The sequence below is a fragment of the Pseudomonas sp. LF-5 genome, from assembly GCF_037626295.1.
GTDB classification, from domain to species: domain Bacteria; phylum Pseudomonadota; class Gammaproteobacteria; order Pseudomonadales; family Pseudomonadaceae; genus Aquipseudomonas; species Aquipseudomonas monsensis.
In genome coordinates this window covers 50,643-68,467 of sequence record NZ_JARKMT010000012.1, presented here as the reverse complement: position 1 = coordinate 68,467, position 17,825 = coordinate 50,643, and the positions used below count along the sequence as shown (strand labels likewise).

The window sequence follows — 17,825 nt, the reverse complement described above, 5'->3', positions numbered from 1 at the left end:
TAGTGTTCTTCCTGTCATCTGTCGATGGCGTTAATTAGTCAACTTTTCACTCGGTCTGGCATTGTTCAATGTCTGGCGGGTGTAGTGTTGTTTATTATTATTAAAATGGAAGTTTCAGATAATGGAAGTGATTGAAATCAGGATGGATAATTCTGTCAGCCGTATTGTTGCCGGCGAACCGGTGACGCTCGGCTTTACCCTTGAAACCGATGGTACACCCCCACCCGTGGGCTCGCGCCTGCAATTCAGGACTTACCATGGCGCCACTTTTTTGCATGCGTCAATGCCCCAGTCGGGCGCAACCTTGAGCCACTCATCCGGTTACAGCAACCTGACTATTACTGAGCCGCAAGTTACCGGCTGGAACCCAAGACGAACACTTACCTTTACAACGGATCGCGATGTCGAACTGTCGAAAGTTACCGAAGTAATCGGCATGGTTTATTACCAGCCAGAGTATGAGGATGGCTATTGGCCGGTGTTCGTTCAGACGGGTGCAGAGCAGGCTATTTCAACGCGACAGGCATTCGCCGCAAAGTGGCAGGATGCCTCGGGCGGCTGGATTTACAGTTACGACGTTAAGGTCACGTCCAACAGCCAGCCATTCAGTCAGTGGAAATTTTCCAGTGCAGGGTTACCGGCGGGCACGAAAATCTACACCCAACCCTGGCTCGATGTTGTGCATGATGCAACCGAGGGCATCATCGAATTGGTGACGCCACCGGGTGACCAGTATCTGCTGGAGCCGGGCAAGGAACTGCCGATTTCGATCCAGTTGCTCTACCCGGCAGCGGCGGGACAAGCGCCTGAGTTCGAATCCCTGCCCAACCTCATGGCCGTGCCACGCTGACCCGGACGCTTCATTGCCATGCAGCGGTGAACGGGCTATCCCCGGGATCAGAGCTTGCCGTGCAGGCCGAAGCGTTTCATCAGCGTTGATTCCAGCAAGCCCTTTGGCAGCAGCGTCGCCAGTAACGGCAACGCCCGGCTGCCATTGCCGATTCGCGCCAACCGAGGCGGTTTGCTCTGTTGCACAGCCTTCAACAACTCGGCAGCAAACTCACGGGCCGGCGTCGGCTTGTCCTGTGAAGCCTTGGCCCGTGCGCGAATACCTTCGCGCACGGGAAACCACGGCGATTGCTCGTTGATCAACTGCTCCGCCTCATGCCCGGCATTCTTGGCGAAGCTCGACTGGATCGCCCCTGGCTGCACTTCCATCACGCGTATACCGAACGGCGCGAGTTCCATGCGCAAGGCATCGCTCAACGCATGCACCGCCGCTTTTGAAGCGCAGTACGCACCGGCAAACGGCGTGACCAGCACCCCCGACACGCTGCCAATATTCACCACCAGGCCTTTGGCACGGCGCAACACGGGAAACAGTGCGCGGGTGACACCGACAATCGAGAACACGTTGGTTTCGAACTGGCGCTGCATGGCCGGCACACCGCCGTCGAGCAACGGCCCCATCGCGCCGTAACCGGCATTGTTGATCAGCACGTCGAGGCCGCCGTGTTGCTGGTTGATGCGCTCACTCAATTGCTCCAGTGCCACCGCGTCATTGACGTCGAGTTGCACGGCGCTGAAGCCGGCCGAGGCCAGAGTCGCTACGTCTTCGGCCCGGCGCGCACTGGCCCAGACTTCGAAACCGGCGGCTTTGAAGGCGTCGGCGAGTGCGCGGCCGATGCCGCTGGAACAACCGGTAATCAACGCAACGGGCATGGCGCATTCCTTGTGCTAACAGTGGAGGAGGGGATCAGTCGGAGAAACTACCCTGCAATCGCTCGGCGCGAAACTCCAGGGTTTGCGGGCGATATCCGGGGCGCAGCGGTGGCATCGGCAGGCAGTCTTCCCAACTGCCGCCCGCCTGCAATTCGCCAGGGCCGCGATAGCGCGGGGCGGTGTATTGGTTGTCGGCCAGATTGACCGTGTCGCCCGGTGCGTAGGCAGCGATGCGCCAGCGCAATTCGGTCAGCGGAACGTCGTTGCCGTTGTTCATTTTCAGTTGCAGTGGACGATCCGCCGGGCATTGTTCAGGCGCGTAGGTGATGCGCATCTCCAGCCGCGCCAGTTGCTTGATCTCGCGGTTGTCCAGCCACACCACCCACACCGCCACCAGGCCCAGACCGACAGCAGCGGCCACGGACACCGGCACAGCCTTGGCCGGGTACCGCAGCAACAGGACCAGCCAGGTGATGATCAGCAGGACGCCGATGAACATGTCGGAATACTCCTTGAATTCGTGAACACCATCCTACCTAAGGGGGGCGGGAATGGACATTCGTCGAGCAAACCTTCCTACCGTTGGTCGGCACTGTAATTTCTGACAGTAGCCTCCCATGTGTTCGGCTGTTCAGATGACCGCTGACAGGACGCTGTCGTCGTGCGGAGCGGACTTATGAGCATGCACAGCAAAACACCGCGACTTTCGGCCAACGACCCGCGAGGGCTGTCTGTGCGTGCGGTCGATTATTGGCGTGACGTGGAGGGCACGTCTGCGCAAACCCGCATCAACCGCACTGGCTTTAATGCGGCCGGGCATGCAGTCGAGCAATGGGATCCGCGGTTGTGGTTGCTGCAGATGAGCGATCCGCTGGCGCCGGCCAACCTGACGACGGTTTACACATTGAATGGTCAGGTATTGCATTCGGACAGCGTCGATGCCGGTACGCAGGTTGTCTTGCAGGGGCTGGGCGATGAAGTGCTGTTGAGTTGGGACAGTCGGGGCACCCTGCGCGAAGTTGAACATGACTTATTGTTACGCCCGGTTGCCGTTTTCGAAGCCGGTGCGGAAGAACCGCGACGCTGCGCCGAGCGTTTTATCTACGGCGAGCCTGGTGTCGGTGAGCTGCATAACCAGTGCGGTCAGTTGATTCGCCACGACGATCCGCTGGGTAGCCTGCTATTCGACGCTTATGCGTTGGGTGGCCAATGTCTGCAGAACACCCGACATTTCACGCTGGAGCCGGTTAACCCGGATTGGCCGGAGCCGCTCAATCAACGCGAGCAACTGCTGGAACCCGGCGAAGGCGCGACGACTGGCTGGCGTTTCGGGGCGCTTGGCCATGTCCTCGAACAGGTTGATGCGTGTGGCAATCGGCAGGGTTTCGAGTTGACCATTGCTGGGCGCCTGCGGGCCATTCACGTGCAGTTGCAGGCGCACGCGGGTTTGACAACGCTGGTCAGTGATATCCGCTACAACGCTGACGGGCTGGTTGTGCAGGAAATCGCGGGCAACGGGGTGCTTACCACCCTGAGCTATCGGCCCGAGGACGGTCGTCTAATGCAACGAAAGGCCAGCAGAGCCACGGGTGAAGTCGTGCAACATTGGGTTTACGCCTATGACCTGACGGGCAACGTGCTGAGCATCGAGGACAAGGCGCTGCCTGTGCGCTACTTCGCCAATCAGCGCATCGACCCGGTCAGTCGCTTTTACTATGACAGCCTCTACCAGATCTGTGCGGCCACCGGGTGGGAAGCAGGCGCTGCCAGTGCCGGGCCGGCGGCAATCGCCAATTACACCCAAAACTACCGGTATGACGCCGGCGGCAACCTGCTCGAATTGACCCACGTGGGCGCACAAAATCATGGCCATCAACTGCAAGCGGCGCGCTACAGCAACCGCTGCCTGCCGTGGCGCAATGGCGTGCCGCCCGACGAGGCGCAGATCGCGGCGGCGTTCGACGCCCGGGGCAATTTACGCATGCTGGATCAAGGGCGTCTGGTGCACTGGAATGGACGCAATCAGCTGGATTCGGTGGCGATAGTGCAACGCGAAAGCGCTGCGGACGATCGCGAGGTCTACCTGTATGACGGCAACGCACAGCGGGGGCGCAAGATACGTTGGCTGCAGACCAATGCCCGCCGTGTCGTTGCGCAGGTGCGTTATCTGCCAGCACTGGAGTTGCGCACGGACAGTGGCACCGGTGAGGTGTTGCAGGTCATCACGGTTCAGACCGGTCTTAATCACGTACGGATCCTGCACTGGGACACGGCGCCACCTTCGGGTGTCAACGACCACTGCCGCTACAGTTTCAGCGATCACTTGGGGTCGATGGGGCTGGAACTGGACGCCAGTGCAGCGGTGGTCAGCCGCGAGCATTTTTATCCGTTCGGCGCGACAGCGTGGAGTGAAGAGGTGCAGGTCAGTTATCGAACGATTCGTTATTGCGCCAAGGAACGCGATGCAACCGGCCTTTATTACTACGGATACCGTTATTACTTGTCCTGGTTGCAGCGCTGGTTGAATCCGGATCCGGCGGGCGCTATTGATGGGCACAACCGTTATCGAGCGATGCGCAACAACCCGCTGGTCTACGGCGACAGTGACGGGCGTAATCCGAACACGTTAGAGAAGAAACCTCACGATCGGACCTATCACGATATGGGCAAGCAGAAACTGGTAAACCCGGTGCAGGCTGCCGGCATGCAACCGGTGCGCAATTATTTTGCCGACAATCCAGACCCCAGGGTGCAGGATTACCGACGGGAAATTCCCGTGGAACTGGCCAGGCTTGGAGCCTCCAGCGATTCGCTGCTCAACACCCATCAGGCTCACGTAAGGGCCGCCGTGAAAACCCAGACTTCACCGCCGTCGGGCCCCGTGATGTATCACGGCGGCGAGGTGCTTTCGGCCGGCATCAGTACGGTGTTCGGTGAAAAAACTGCAAGTCAGGTCATGGGCCCGATGTCGGACATTTTCAACAGTCCTGTCGAAGACCCACAAGTACTTGCCGCCAGGCGGGGGGCTGTGGCCACGACCATTAAATTCAGCGGAAAAATGCTCATGCACACGGCAAATCCTGCGCTGCAAATCGTCGGCGCGGCCTCTGTCGCGATGAGTAACATCATGGTGGCCTCAGAGGCGCAGACGCGCGTTCAGTACAAGCAGATGAGTGCGCCTGCCAATGTGCTGATGTCTGCGACCGTGGATGTGCCGCGAGCGTCTTTTCAGACGCTCCAGCAAACATTTGCTGCACCGCAGCGAGCACCGGTCCCGGATCAACCGGCAGGGCTGAGTTCGTTCGTCCAGCAAGCGTTTAATGCAGCCTTTGTGTCGTCTGCACCGGACGTTGTGCAGGCGGTCGATTACCTGGACAGCAGAGACGGAGAAGCCAGGCGCCCTCGTCGAGGGTCGACCTACGGCTAGGTGAACAAAAGCCCCCGCCCGACCCGTTGCGGATAGGGGACGCAATGGGGCGGGCGGGGGCTTTTTGTGTTGCCGGACGTTTTACTGCGCGATGGTTTTCACCGACACGCCGCGTTCAACCGGGGTGGAGCGACCGTAGATATCTTCGAACCGCTCGATATCGTCTTCGCCCAGGTAGCTGCCCGATTGCACTTCGATGATCTCCAGCGGGATCTTGCCCGGGTTGCGCAGGCGGTGCACCGAGGCGATCGGGATGTAGGTCGACTGGTTTTCGCAGAGCAGGAACACGTTGTCATCGCAGGTCACTTCGGCGGTGCCGCTGACCACGATCCAGTGTTCGGCGCGGTGGTGGTGCATCTGCAGCGACAGGCACGCGCCCGGCTTCACCGAGATGTGCTTGACCTGGAAGCGTCCGCCCATGTCCACCGAGTCATACGAGCCCCACGGACGATAGACTTCGCAGTGGTTCTGGGTTTCGCTGCGACCCTGTTCGTTGAGGGTTGCGACCATCTGTTTGACGCCCTGAACCTTGTCCTTGTGGGCGATCATCATCGCGTCCTTGGTTTCGACCACGACGATGTTTTCCAGGCCGATCACCGACACCAGCTTGCCATTGCCGTGGATCATGCAGTTCTTGCTGTCCTGAATCACCACGTCGCCCTTGCTGACGTTGCCGTTGGCGTCTTTTTCGTTGACTTCCCACAGCGACGACCAGCAACCGACATCGCTCCAGCCGGCGGTCAGCGGCACCACGCAGGCACGCTGGGTTTTTTCCATCACCGAGTAGTCGATGGAGTTGTCCGGGCAGCAGGCGAAGGTGGCTTCGTCGAAGGTGATGGTGTCCGGATCCTGAACGCTGCGCTCCAGGGTCAGCAGGCAGGTGTCGTAGATGTCCGGATCGTGCTTTTTCAGCTCTTCGAGGAAGCGGCTGGCACGGAACAGGAACATGCCGCTGTTCCAGTAGTAGCCACCGGATTCGACGTACTCGGTGGCGCGTTTGACGTCGGGTTTTTCGACGAAGTGCGAGACGCGGCTGACGCCTTCGGGCAGCAGCGAATCGGCAGTGGACTTGATGTAGCCGTAACCGGTTTCCGGTTTGGTCGCCGGCACGCCGAACAGGACCATTTCGCCGTTTTCGGCGGCGACGGTGGCCAGCGCCAGGGCGCGTTGCAGGGCTTTCTGATCATCGAGAACGTGGTCGGCCGGCAGCACCAGCATCAATTCGTCGCGACCTTCATTGACCAGCATCATCGCGGTCAGCGCCACCGCTGGCGCGGTGTTGCGGCCGAATGGCTCCATCAGGATGCGCTGGGTTTCCAGATTGCGAGCGGCCAACTGCTCGTTGACGATAAAGCGGTGATCCTTGTTGCAGACCACGATCGGCGTATCCATGCCTTCGAACACCAGGCGTTCGAGGGTTTGCTGGAACAGCGTGTGTTCGCCGGTCAGGGCGAGGAATTGTTTAGGGAATTGTTTGCGCGAAAGCGGCCACAGACGCGAACCGCTACCACCTGACAAGATCACCGGAATCATGTTGTTACTCCATAAAAATCAATTGGGTTAGAGGCACGAACGATGTGTCGTTTCACTCTTGTTTTTGTCTCGTATCCGAACTCTCACCCCGGTTCCTGTGGGAGCCTGGCTTGCCAGCGATGGCATCACCTCGGTGTATCTGCAGAACCGAGGCGTCTGCATCGCTGGCAAGCCAGCTCCCACAGGGAACCGGGTCAGTTCGGGAAATTTGTTAGCGAGTCGATACCGGGCGTTTCACCCAGACTGGCGACAGGCTGCTACCGGAACCTGTGACGTACAGCACTGCTGCCTCACCGCGTTCCAGCGCGACCGGTTTTACGTCGCCGACTTTCTTGTCGCCTTCATACAGCGCCAGGCTGACTTTCACCGGGTTGATTTCACGTTCGCCACGGCCCTTGGCTGCTACGTTCGGCACCACGTCGGTCTTGCCGTCGGCGGTCTTCAGGGTCAGCGGCTTGTCGCTGAGGTTCTGCACGCGCACCAGGGATTTCTGCTTGTTCTTGAACGGCGGTTCTTCGATCAGTTGCGGCGCGCCGGACGCGTTGTTGACCAGGGTGTAGTAGTGGTCACCGGCGAGTTTTACCGGCAGGGTCTGGCTGCCGATTTTGGCGCTGTAGTCACCGCCCGGCATGAAGCTGAAATCGCTGCTGGCCAGTGGCGCAACGTCGCTCAGGTTGGTGCTGCCGACGGTGGCGCTGACTTCAGCGTTGCTGGCGTTGTAGACCCGCACGAAGGTCGAGCCTTTCGGTGCGGTCGGGCCGTACAGCGCGGCGTCGCCACCGGCAAAGGCAGGGACGGAAAGCACGCTGAGGCCTGCAACCAGTGCGAAGCTTTTAGCGAGACGACGAGGAGTAGTAGTGAAAGTCATGGTGTACCTCTCTTTCAGTTTTGCGCCCGATCGGGCGTCTCGGATTTAGTGTTGATAGCTACGTTTTGTTGGCGAGCACCGGCTTGTTTGAGCTCTGCGACCCACTGCGGGTCGGCGTCGCCGATTTCGTTGTTCACAGGCAGATAACGTTCAGGAAACTCCCAGATCAGCACCTGTGGCGGGCTGTTCTTGAAGTCATCGCTTTTCAGGTAGCTGAGCATCGGCAGGATCGGGCCGTGGCCGTCTTCGGCGTAGCTCACCACGTCGCTGTGCAGCGCTTGTTTCAGTGCACCGACGAAGTTCCAGTTGGGGTTGGCGCTGTAACTGGTGCCGACCAGTGCCACCGGCACCTCATTGCTGGCGAACAACGCGTCGTCACCGGCAGGTTGCTCGGCGGCCACGGTGTTGCGCTTTTGCAGCGGCTCTTGCGCCGGCATCAGGTTTTCGAACAGCGGATCGAGCGGCAGGAACAGACGCAGATCGCCCTTGTGCGTGACCTTCTCCGCCGGCGTGGTAACGAAGCGCTGTGGCTCGCCGCTGAGCGGGAACTTGTCGGCGATGGTTTTCGCCAGAGTGTTGGCGGCAATCTCGGCACCTTCCGGCGTCCAGTGGGTGTCGGTGCGCAGGAACACTTGCTGACCATTGTGCTTGGCCTGTTGCAGTGGCTTGAGCAGGTCAGGAGCAAGGATCTTGTCCGCCGCGACGCGGTGGTGGAAATCCTCATAAAGGTTTTCGTGAATGCTCGCCGGTTTCACTTCGCCCAGATGCTCCGGGTACAGACGAACCTTGGCCGGCACGATCGCCATCACCAGTTTCACGCCTTTCTCTTTCAGGGTCTGGCGCACGCCTTCAACCAGCGCGTAGTTGCCTTGCAGGTTCAGCTCTTCGTTGACGATCGGGTTGAATTCCTCGTCGCTGTACAACCACTGATCGCGACCGAGCACCACGCCCGGACGACCCTCGTTGAACAGTTTGAAATCCAGCGCGGCCCAGAGGTTGGTGCCCAGACGCTTGATCGGAAACTGGTCGTCGTAGTGGGTTTCCACAGCCTTGGTCCAGCGGCCGTTGAGCACCGTCGCGTCGGCGTTGGTGCTGAAGCCGAAGAAGCTGCGGACCGACCACAGACCGAGGACCAACAAGGTCACCAGGAACAGGGCGATGTAGAAGATGCGTAATGAGCGGGTCATGTCAGATCCCTCAGAACTGGAAGTAAAGGAACGGCGAGAAGCTTTGCGCCGAAAGTTTGAGAATCGAAGCGATGAACAGCAGCAGGATCAGCCCGCGCATCACGTAGCGCGACCAGTCCGCCGTCCAGTAAGCCGGTTGCACCTGGGCTTCGACGCCGACGGTGTAGCCAGGCTCATGGATGTTCGCTGGGTTTTCCCCAGGGGCGGCTTTGATCATTCCTGGCGTTGCGGTGGCAGGGCCGTTGGCCTCGACGTTGACTTCAGGTTTGCTCTTGGCCGGCGGCTGGTTGGTGTACAGGTCACGCAGGCCGAAAAACGCCAGGGTTGCGTAAGCGACGACCAGGGTTGCCACTTGCAGACCGGTGAGGCTGGCGCGGTTGAGTTCCGACAGCGACCAGTCGCTGAAGCTGAACATCGCGCCGTACATGCGCCCGGCAACGTGCAGGTTCTCGGCACGGAAGATCACCCAGCCCATGACCACGAGCAGGAAGGTCAGTGCCCAGCGGATCGGGTTGAGGCTGCGTGGCGAAGTGTTCAGGCCCAGCGCTTTTTCAATCGCCAGCCACATGCCGTGCCAGGCGCCCCAGACGATGTAGGTGATGTTCGCGCCGTGCCACAGACCACCGAGGAGCATGGTCAGGAACAGGTTGCGATAGGTCATCAGCGTGCCTTTACGGTTGCCGCCGAGGGTGATGTACAGGTAGTCACGCAGCCAGGTCGACAGGCTGATGTGCCAGCGGCGCCAGAACTCGGTGATCGACTGGCTGATGTACGGCTGTTTGAAGTTTTCCATGAAGCGGAAACCCATCATCAGGCCCAGGCCGATGGCCATGTCGCTGTAACCGGAGAAGTCGAAATACAGCTGCGCGGTGTACGCCAGCGCGCCGAGCCAGGCATCACCGGTGGTCGGGTTTTGCAGGGCGAAGCAGTGGTCGGCGACCACGGCGAGGGTGTCGGCAATGAACACCTTCTTGATGAAACCCTGCATGAACCGCGTGCAGCCCTCGGAGAATTTGTCGAGGGTGTGGGTGCGGTTGTTGAACTGGTCGGCGAGGTCGCGGAAACGCAGGACCGGGCCGGCAATCAGGTGCGGGAAGATCGCCACGAACGCCGCGAAGTCGATCAGGTTGCGGGTGGCCGGGGTATCGCCGCGATACACGTCGATGATGTAGCTGATCGACTCGAAGATGTAGAACGAAATACCGATCGGCAACAGCACGTGGGTGAGGATGAACGGCTCGAGACCGACCGACGTCATCATCGCGTTGATGCTGTCGACGCCGAAGTTGGCGTACTTGAAGTAGCCGAGGATGCACAGGTCGACCGCGACGCCGAGCAGCAGCCAGCGTTGTGCCGGTTTGGTGCGCACGCCGGCGGCACCGACTTTCAGGCCGATCCAGTAGTTCCACAGGGTGACGCCGGCGAACAGCGCCAGGAAGTCCACCCGCCACCACGCGTAGAACACGTAGCTGGCGATCAGCAGCAACAGGTTGCGATAGCGTTGCCCGCTCAAGTAGTACAAGCCGAGAAAGATCGGCAAGAACAGAAACAGGAACACGTTGGATGAAAATACCATCCCGATCTCTCCATGTTTGAACCAACAGTCAAGGGCCAAAGCCCCCCCAAACCCCCCGTGGTAGTGGAGGGGTGAAACGGTGTTGCTGTCAGGGGTGTGCAGGGCCTTGAAAGCTCCCTCACCCCCCGCCCTCTCCCGGGGGGAGAGGGAGCCTGATCTCCATGGTTTTCAAAAATGGAGATCGACTCGGTATTTCCTTGCAGCCTGATCTCGATTGTTTTTCAACACCTGAGATCGACTCGATATTTCAGGTCGGCGGATTTCTCAAAAGCACCTCGGTCAGTCCCCTCTCCCTCCGGGAGAGGGTTAGGGTGAGGGGCTTTTGCTGTTCGCCTTTCATGAACCCTTGTTGCCCTTTTCATGCGAAGGGTCGTAGACCTTGGTCAGGTCGCCACCCAGGCGGAAGGTCTTGAACGGTTGCATGCCGTGCTTCTTCTCGATCACATCCGGCGGGCAGGTGTAGAGCGTGCAGAACGGTTCGAGCCAGGCGAATTTCATGTCCTCTTTCAGATCGGTCATGTCCTGCTCTTTGCCGTTCTTCTTCTCGAATTCGTCCGGGTCTTTCACCCCGGCCAGCACCCGATCACCCAGACGCTTCAGTGCGCCGTTGTTTTCCTGACGCAAATCCACACCGTTGACCTGGGCAAAACTGGCGATCATTGCCAGCGGCGGCAGGGCGTAGTTGTGATAGGCGAGGGCGCGTTGCTGGCGCTTGAGTTCGTTCGGCAGGAAGCCGTCGGCGTCGACTTGATTGACCCCGACCTTGTATTCCTTCACCGCCCAGTCGAACAGGTCGCGACGGTTGGTGGCGACGGCGGTGGCCATCACCGACCACGCGGCCCAGTACGAGTGGTTGTTGGTTTTTTCCAGCGGCAGGTTGTCCCAGTCGCTGACCACCTGATCGGCCATTTTGCTGAACCACGCCTCGATCACCTGCGCTTCCTGCTGATGCTGCGCCAGCGGATGCGAGTCAGAGAACTTCAGGCGGATGTACGAAGAGGCCATGCTGCCCAGCGCCCATTTGCGCATCGACTTGCCGGTGTGGTTGAAGTCTTTCGACATCAACGCATCGGCCTTGGCCCACGCGGTCAGCCAGTTCAGCGTGCAATCGAGCTGCTCCGGGCGACCGTCGCGCATGAACTGCATCACCCGTTTGGCGGTGCCGCGTTCCAGCGTGGTGATGTCTTTGGTGGTGTCGCGAAAGGCTTTTTCCGACTGCATGTTGAGTGTCGCGCGGGCCTTGTCCGAACCTTCGTATTTGCTGCGAAATTGCAGCGGACCGGTGTACGGCGCGGGCATCGCGTCGCAGCCTTCGCTCTTGTCACCGGTCTTGAATTTATCCACCGGGGCGAAGTAGCCCTGCGGCGGACGCAGTGGCGCGGCGGCCTGAGTGGCCCCGGCGAACATCGCCAGGGTCAGCAGGGATGGTGCAAGCAAGTGTTTGATCGTTCGATTTCGCATAGCAGACCTCATTGCCCGACCTGAGCGGTTTGTTGCCCAGCGCCCGGGAATACGTTGCGTTTGCAGATTTTCGCTTCGACTTTTTGTGGCGCGGTGCCCGCTTCCGGGCCCTGGACTTCGACGGCCAGCAGGTTTTGCGAGGCCCAGTCTTCGTCCGTGCGCAGCTCAAAGGCGAAACGACCGTCGGTGTCGGAAGTTTCCGGTTTCTCGATCTTGATGTCCTCGTGGCGACCGTTCATGTACCAGAGGGTGGCTTGCAGGGTTTTCACCGAAGGGTCGGCGAAGCGGATGTCGACCTGATGGCTGCTGTTCTGCAGGTTCAGGTTTTTGCTGTTGACCAGCAGTTCCTGTTTGCTGCCCGGCTTGAGCGTGGTGCTGGCGGACATTTGCGCGTCTTTGCCTTCGCAGCCGTTGTCGAGCAGGGACATCATCTGGCGATAGATGGTTTCCTGGTCGAGGCGGTACAGCGGCGAGAATTCCCAGATGAGAATTTTCGGCGGGGTCTTCTGGAATTCGTCGCTACCGAGGTACTGCAGCATCGAACCTTCCAGGCCGCCGCCGGGGAAGGCGACGTTGAGAATGTCGGCGCCGATCGCCTCTTCGAGGAAGCCGGCGAAGTTGTAGTTCTTGCCGCTGTGCGAGGTGCCCACGAGGGTGATTTGCGGGTTGCCGGAATCACCGAACAGGTCGCCGTCACCGGCTTCGCCTTTCGGCTCGGTGGTGAACTGGTCCATGTATTGGATCGCGTAACTGGTGCCGCACAGTTGCCCGGCCATGTTGTGCAGGGTGCCGGTCTTGCCCATGCGCCCGGAGCGCTTGGTCTCGAATTCACGCTTGGGAATGTCGGCGAAGGCCGGAATCTGCTTGACCTTCTCGGCGACGATTTTCGCCGTGCGCTGGGCGCCATATGGGGTCCAGTGCTGGTCGCCGCGGAAGTAGAAATCGTGGGCGGGCAGGGTGTCCGGCAGCGATTCGTTGGTCAGCGGCGACAGGTCCGGCACCACGTATCCCATCTGCGCGAAACGCCCGAGCATGGTCTTGTAGTTGCCCAGCGCTTTCTCGTAATCGAACGCGGCTTTTTCCTGCGGGTTGAGCTTGTTGCGGTTCACCAGGCCACGGGTCGGCTGGTAAACGATCACCAGTTCGACGCCTTTGGCTTTGAACGCATCGTGCAGCTGTTGCAGGCGTTTGTAACCGGCCGGGGTGGTGTTGAACTCGGTACGCAAGTCTTCTTGCGTGCGGAACAGCCAGTCGCCCTGCGCCTGCACCAGGGTGGTGAAGTTCTGCTGATAACGCGTGGTGTAGTTCTTCGCGTCATGCGCGGCCGGGCACAGGTTGCAGCACGGTTCGGCGGTGAACTCGGGCGCTTTCACTTCGTCCGCACGGGCGCCGTTGCTGGCCGCCAGAATGCCCACGGTCAGGGCCGACAGGCTGAGTAATCTGATCAAGTGTGGGTGCATAAAATTATCCTCAGTCCTGCATTTCGGTCTGGCGTTCGACAGGGTCGATCAGCACGGCTTTCTGCTGGCGCACCAGCAGGTCGAGAATTTCATCCTGGCGCTCGCCGAGGATGCCGTTGAAGCTGATGCCGCTGGATTTGGTCGGCGCCAGCATCGACACGCGATACAGCTCGACACTCAAGGGCGAGTCGATCGACAGCGGGCCGCTGCCGTTGGCCGCCAGTTCACCGCCAACCACAATCAGCGACACCTGGGCATCGAACGGGTCGAGCTTGATGTCACGGTCGGTGTCGGTCAGGTCCTTGATGTGGCCGTAAACACCGGTCAAACCGTTGGCCATGGCGACGTTTTCGTAGAGGCGGATGTTCACGCTGTTACGAATGCGGATGCCGTGGCGCTTGTTGCTGATGACCTTGTTGCCCCACAGCAGGTTGTCGGCAGACTCGTAGAGCGTGATGCCGTCGGTGTGGTTCTTGTAGATCTCGTTGTAGGCAATGATGTTGTTGACGCTGTTCCGGTCGATCACCAGGCCCGAGAGGTGGTTGTCGAAGCTCTTGTTGTTGAAGATGAAGCTGTCGTTGACCTCACGGGAAATAATGATCCCGTGCTTCTTCTTCGTACCGTGGACGGTGTTCTCGGCAATGATCAGACCGTGGGAACGGTCGTGCGGGTCGATGCCGTAGACGATGTTGTCTTTGTAGGTGTTGCCCTTGACCACAAAGTCGCGGGTCTCGTAGCAGTAGAAGCCGTACCACATGTCGGAGAACTCGGAACCGACGATCCAGCCAGTCGGCTCGGGACGCTTGAGCACCTTGGCCATGTTCGGCGTGTACTGGGAAATACTCACCCCGTACGACTTACTGTTGGCGTAGCCGAAGCTGGCCATCTTGCTGTTGACGATGTAGGTCTCGGTGCCGCCCCAGGCCAGCAGGAACGGACGGAATTCCTTCGGCGAACGGAACGTTGCCGGGCCGTTGTCCTTTTCGCGCCAGCCGGTGACTTTGGTGTCACGCACAAACAGTTGGCCGTCGTTGACCATGAATGCACCGGCCTCTTGCGACAGGCGCAGTTCCTGGGTCTGACCGTCGATTTCAAGGATGCCTTTGCGGCCGACCACGATCGGCAACTTCGACAAGTACACGCCCGGCGAGGTCTCGCTGAAATACTGCTTGGGCAGTTTCTGCGCCAGATCCTTGAGGTTCAGGTAACCGTCGTCGACGAAGATCGCCTGTGGGATGCCGTGCTGACGCACCACCCATTCGGCCATCTTGTTGTCGCCGCCGATGAAGTCCTTCAGCGCGTCTTCCTGCATCATCCGGCGCACGCTGACTTTGCCTGTTTTGCTGCGGACGATTTTCGCGGCGGCGGCTTCGGCGGTGTAGCCGGAAATGTCCGGCAGTTTCGGCGCGGCCAGATTCAGCGCCTCGGTGGGTGCGCTGCTGACGGTGTAGGTCTTGGCTTGTTGCAGCTCTTTCGCGGTGGTCACCGGCTTAACCGGTTCCACAGTCGCGAAGGCGCTGGCGCTGGCCAGCAGCATCGCGCCGGCCAGCAGGCTGAGTGAGCCTGTCCTGGTGCTGATCATGTCGGGCACTCCCTTGGCGGTTTGCATCAGAAGCGCCAGATCACGTCGATGAACGCGCGGTGCATGTACGAATCAACTTGCTTGCCGTAGGCATCGCCCGGCTTGAACACACCGCCACGGAAGCGCACGAGGGCCGAGGGCTCGTCGATCGACTGGCTCAGGGCGGCCGGCAACAAGCCTTGCTTGAAGTACTTGGTGACGACCAGGTCCATCTCCTGACCGAGGTCCTTGTTGCCGTCTTCAAGCGGCAGCGAGGTGCTGGAAAGAATCGCGCCGGTGGCGTCGTCGGTGTTGTTTTCCACCGCATTGATGCCGTTGCTGCCGACCGGCTTGTTGCCGTCGACACGCCAGAACTTGTGGTAGATCAGGCTGGCGTCGTACTCGTCGTTGACCATCCAGGAACCGAACAGGGTGGCGGTCTGCATGTTGTTCATTTCGCCACGGAAGGCTTCGCCGAAACGGTGCACGCGCGAGCGGGTACCGGTGTAGTTGGAGCGGTTGCTCTCCAGACCGTTCTGCTCGTAATCGGCACTGGCGCGGGCATAGGCACCGCCGACTTGCCATTGCGGATCAAGGCGCAGACGCACACCGATGTCGGTGGCCCAGCCGTTGACGTCTTCGCTGCGCTTGGCTTGTGCCGGGCGCGAGCCATCGGCGTTGAGGGCGTTGACCGTGTCACGGTCGCCGCTCATGCCGGTGATGCTGCCCCAATAGTTGACGGTGTTGGTGTTGCGCCAGTTGTAGGCGTCGCTGTCGGCGGTCAGGCCGAGCCAGCTGATGTCACCGTTCTGGGTTTTATCCAGCGAGTCGCGCGGGACGCCCGGCTCGGCGTAATCGAGTTTGCCGTCATCGTGAGTGTGATGACCGCGAATGCCGACCCATTGCCCCGGCGTCCACTGGTAAGCGGCGTCGGCGTAGGCGTGCAGGCGATCCTTGTCTTTCGGCGCCAGCTCTTTGAGGTCGGTGCGGTATTCGCTGAAACGCTCGGCGACGCCGACGTTGGCACGCAGCAGGGTGGTGTCGAAGGTCCAGTTCAGCGCTTCGATATTGGTGTCGCGCCATTGGCCGTCGTCATTGCGCAGGCGCTGGCGACCGAACTTGAGCATCTCGCCCGGATATGGGGTGAGGCCGCTGTAGCCAACCCAGAATTCGCGCATCGCCAGATAATTTTTCCTGGTTTTGCGATCACCGTTGTCGGTGGCTTGTTCACCGTCGGATTGTTGCAGGGTGTCGGTTTCGATGATGTCGGTCGAGGTCACGGCCTGGCCCATGGCGTAGGCGCTCCACGCACCGCTTTCGCCGTAGACCCACGGACGCAGGTCGAGGCCCAAGCCGTTGACGTCGCCGCCACTGGCGGTGCCGAGGTCGCGGTCGTCTTCGGACTGGCCGGTGATTTTCACTTCCAGGCCGAAGTTCTTCGATTCAGTGATCGCGGCCAGTGTCGGGCAAGACCAGATCAGCGCGAACGTGAGGCCAATGCCGGCCTTCACAAAGGGATTCAACTTCATAGGGATTCCTCGCCGTCTTCTTCTTGCAGGGCGTGCAGTTGCAGCGTGTTCTTATTCAGGGCGCCACGGCTGGCCTGTTCCTGTTGCAGCAGGCGCTGGGCTTCGGCCAGACGCTCGGGCGGCAATTGCGCTGCGAGGGTGGTCGCCAGTTCATCGGCTTGCGGGGTGTTCTGCGCCTTGGCCAATTGGCTGAAGACGTAGGCGTTGACCGGGTCGGGCTGGGTGCCCTTGCCTTGGGAAAACAGTTGGGCGATGGCGAAATCGGCGCTGTTCTGGCCGTTGCGCGCAGCGGTCAGCAGATGGTCGAGGGCCTTCTGCGGATAGACCTTGCCCAGGTAACCACGGCGATAGATCTGGCCGAGGTAATAGTCGGCGGCAACCTCGCGGCCAACGGCTTTCTGGAAATGTTCCTCGGCGACTTTCGCGTCGGCCGGCACCAGTTTGCCTTCGTAGTAGAGCTTGCCCAGCAACAGCTCGGCGCGTGGCTGATCGGCGGCGCGGCCGTTGTCCAGGTACTGCATCATCTGATCGACGTCGCCCAGTTCCGGGAAGTCGTAAAGCAGTTGTGCGAGGGTCACCCACGACGCCGGATAGCCCGGGGCGATCGGTTCGAGCAGCGATTGCGCGGTCTTCTCGTCGGTCTTGCCCAGGGTCGAATCGGCCAGTACACGGGCCACCGAATCGACACGCTGCGCAGTGACGGTGCCACGGCTGTAACCGGCCTGCATTTGCTTGATCAGCTCGGCCTGTTGCTCCGGCTGGGCACGTTTCTGATAGACCGTGGCCAGTTCGACGTAGCAGATGTCGGTGGTGTTGAGCGCGGCTTTGCAGATCTTTTCCACGTCATCCAGGTGCTGGTCGTAGGTGCCCTGGGTGCGATACAGCAGCACTTGCGCCAGACCCGCTTCCGGGTAACCGGATTTGCGCCACTGGTCGATCTGTTGCTGGGCGTTGATGTTGGGGAAGCTGTGCGGGTATTGCAGGTAGAGCATCGCCAGCGGGATCAACGTATTGCCTTCGCCATGGGCGGCGGCTTTTTTCAGCAGCCTTTCGGCTTCGTGGTGCTCGGCTTCAGTGGAACCCGGCTTGGCCACCAGCAAGCGGCCGAGACGCGCCTGAGCACGCGGCGAAACACTGGCGGCGGCGCGGTAAGTCGCTTCGGCCTGTTTGATCTGCTCGGGGTCGCGGCTGTCGACCTGGATATCGGCGAGGCCGACTTGCGCCTCGCTGTAACCCAGGTCTGCCAGGGCGCGGTAGTTCTGCGCGGCGGTGGCGGTGTCGCCCCGCTTGAGCGCTTCGTTGGCCAGGCGTTGATCGGGCAGACCGGCGCAACCGGCGAGACTGACTGCCAATGCCAATGCGCACACTGATCCCTTGTGGGAGCTGGCTTGCCAGCGATTCAGGCGACTCGGTTTTTCAGCTAGACCGCATTGATCCCATCGCTGGCAAGCCAGCTCCCACAGGGATTGTGGTGTTCTCAGAAAAAAGGTCACAGGCATGT

At 60.3% G+C, this 17,825-nt stretch carries 13 protein-coding genes; 2 read left to right on the top strand and 11 right to left on the bottom strand.

Annotated features, from left to right (window positions below):
* The first annotated feature begins 121 nt into the window (after positions 1-121).
* Entirely contained in the window at positions 122-850 is a 729-nt protein-coding gene (locus PseuLF5_RS24795; protein ID WP_340134902.1) for a hypothetical protein, read from the top strand.
* Positions 851-897: 47 nt separating this feature from the next.
* Here the strand turns inward: PseuLF5_RS24795 and PseuLF5_RS24790 are convergent, their stop codons facing one another.
* Positions 898-1,722, bottom strand: a complete 825-nt coding sequence (locus PseuLF5_RS24790) for an SDR family oxidoreductase (protein WP_123464819.1) — start codon at positions 1,720-1,722, stop codon at positions 898-900.
* 34 nt (positions 1,723-1,756) lie between these two features.
* Positions 1,757-2,221 carry a multidrug transporter gene (locus PseuLF5_RS24785; protein ID WP_123464821.1) on the bottom strand — a complete coding sequence of 155 codons (465 nt, stop codon included), beginning with the start codon at positions 2,219-2,221 and terminating at the stop codon, positions 1,757-1,759.
* A 177-nt stretch (positions 2,222-2,398) separates the two neighbouring features.
* On the opposite strand from PseuLF5_RS24785, the gene PseuLF5_RS24780 reads away from it, so the two are divergent.
* The gene (locus PseuLF5_RS24780; protein ID WP_340134901.1) at positions 2,399-5,149 is read left to right on the top strand and encodes an RHS repeat domain-containing protein; all 2,751 of its coding nucleotides are present in this window, start codon (positions 2,399-2,401) and stop codon (positions 5,147-5,149) included.
* 81 nt (positions 5,150-5,230) lie between these two features.
* On the opposite strand, the gene PseuLF5_RS24775 is transcribed toward PseuLF5_RS24780, so the two are convergent.
* The 9 genes from PseuLF5_RS24775 to algK all read right to left on the bottom strand — a co-directional run bounded on the left by PseuLF5_RS24775 (position 5,231) and on the right by algK (position 17,823).
* A complete protein-coding gene (locus PseuLF5_RS24775) occupies positions 5,231-6,682 on the bottom strand; it encodes a mannose-1-phosphate guanylyltransferase/mannose-6-phosphate isomerase (RefSeq protein WP_123464825.1) in 1,452 nt (483 codons plus the stop codon).
* A 211-nt stretch (positions 6,683-6,893) separates the two neighbouring features.
* Positions 6,894-7,550: an alginate O-acetyltransferase AlgF gene (locus PseuLF5_RS24770; RefSeq protein WP_123464827.1), complete on the bottom strand. Its 657-nt coding sequence runs from the start codon at positions 7,548-7,550 to the stop codon at positions 6,894-6,896.
* Positions 7,551-7,564: 14 nt separating this feature from the next.
* Positions 7,565-8,737: an alginate O-acetyltransferase gene (locus PseuLF5_RS24765; protein WP_186745515.1), complete on the bottom strand. Its 1,173-nt coding sequence runs from the start codon at positions 8,735-8,737 to the stop codon at positions 7,565-7,567.
* Positions 8,738-8,747: 10 nt separating this feature from the next.
* A complete protein-coding gene (locus PseuLF5_RS24760) occupies positions 8,748-10,313 on the bottom strand; it encodes an MBOAT family O-acyltransferase (protein ID WP_123464831.1) in 1,566 nt (521 codons plus the stop codon).
* 336 nt (positions 10,314-10,649) lie between these two features.
* Positions 10,650-11,774 (bottom strand): mannuronate-specific alginate lyase, encoded by a 1,125-nt coding sequence (locus tag PseuLF5_RS24755; RefSeq protein WP_340134900.1) that lies wholly within the window; start codon positions 11,772-11,774, stop codon positions 10,650-10,652.
* Positions 11,775-11,782: 8 nt separating this feature from the next.
* Entirely contained in the window at positions 11,783-13,234 is a 1,452-nt protein-coding gene (locus PseuLF5_RS24750; protein WP_322376395.1) for an alginate O-acetyltransferase, read from the bottom strand.
* Between the two features lie 10 nt (positions 13,235-13,244).
* On the bottom strand, positions 13,245-14,816 hold the full coding sequence (algG, locus tag PseuLF5_RS24745) for a mannuronan 5-epimerase AlgG (protein WP_123465982.1): 1,572 nt from the start codon (positions 14,814-14,816) through the stop codon (positions 13,245-13,247).
* A gap of 26 nt (positions 14,817-14,842) precedes the next feature.
* Positions 14,843-16,324 (bottom strand): alginate export family protein, encoded by a 1,482-nt coding sequence (locus PseuLF5_RS24740; protein WP_340134899.1) that lies wholly within the window; start codon positions 16,322-16,324, stop codon positions 14,843-14,845.
* Positions 16,321-17,823: an alginate biosynthesis TPR repeat lipoprotein AlgK gene (gene algK / locus PseuLF5_RS24735; protein WP_340134898.1), complete on the bottom strand. Its 1,503-nt coding sequence runs from the start codon at positions 17,821-17,823 to the stop codon at positions 16,321-16,323. Before algK ends, PseuLF5_RS24740 begins: the two co-directional genes overlap by 4 nt.
* Between the last annotated feature and the right edge of the window lie 2 nt (positions 17,824-17,825).

What these genes read in the sequence shown, in the direction of transcription:
- PseuLF5_RS24795 (WP_340134902.1), top strand. Translation starts at nt 122, where the DNA reads ATGGAAGTGATTGAAATCAGGATGGATAATTCTGTCAGCCGTATTGTT.
- PseuLF5_RS24790 (WP_123464819.1), bottom strand. Translation starts at nt 1,722, where the DNA reads ATGCCCGTTGCGTTGATTACCGGTTGTTCCAGCGGCATCGGCCGCGCA.
- PseuLF5_RS24785 (WP_123464821.1), bottom strand. Translation starts at nt 2,221, where the DNA reads ATGTTCATCGGCGTCCTGCTGATCATCACCTGGCTGGTCCTGTTGCTG.
- PseuLF5_RS24780 (WP_340134901.1), top strand. Translation starts at nt 2,399, where the DNA reads ATGAGCATGCACAGCAAAACACCGCGACTTTCGGCCAACGACCCGCGA.
- PseuLF5_RS24775 (WP_123464825.1), bottom strand. Translation starts at nt 6,682, where the DNA reads ATGATTCCGGTGATCTTGTCAGGTGGTAGCGGTTCGCGTCTGTGGCCG.
- PseuLF5_RS24770 (WP_123464827.1), bottom strand. Translation starts at nt 7,550, where the DNA reads ATGACTTTCACTACTACTCCTCGTCGTCTCGCTAAAAGCTTCGCACTG.
- PseuLF5_RS24765 (WP_186745515.1), bottom strand. Translation starts at nt 8,737, where the DNA reads ATGACCCGCTCATTACGCATCTTCTACATCGCCCTGTTCCTGGTGACC.
- PseuLF5_RS24760 (WP_123464831.1), bottom strand. Translation starts at nt 10,313, where the DNA reads ATGGTATTTTCATCCAACGTGTTCCTGTTTCTGTTCTTGCCGATCTTT.
- PseuLF5_RS24755 (WP_340134900.1), bottom strand. Translation starts at nt 11,774, where the DNA reads ATGCGAAATCGAACGATCAAACACTTGCTTGCACCATCCCTGCTGACC.
- PseuLF5_RS24750 (WP_322376395.1), bottom strand. Translation starts at nt 13,234, where the DNA reads ATGCACCCACACTTGATCAGATTACTCAGCCTGTCGGCCCTGACCGTG.
- algG (WP_123465982.1), bottom strand. Translation starts at nt 14,816, where the DNA reads ATGATCAGCACCAGGACAGGCTCACTCAGCCTGCTGGCCGGCGCGATG.
- PseuLF5_RS24740 (WP_340134899.1), bottom strand. Translation starts at nt 16,324, where the DNA reads ATGAAGTTGAATCCCTTTGTGAAGGCCGGCATTGGCCTCACGTTCGCG.
- algK (WP_340134898.1), bottom strand. Translation starts at nt 17,823, where the DNA reads ATGCCTGTGACCTTTTTTCTGAGAACACCACAATCCCTGTGGGAGCTG.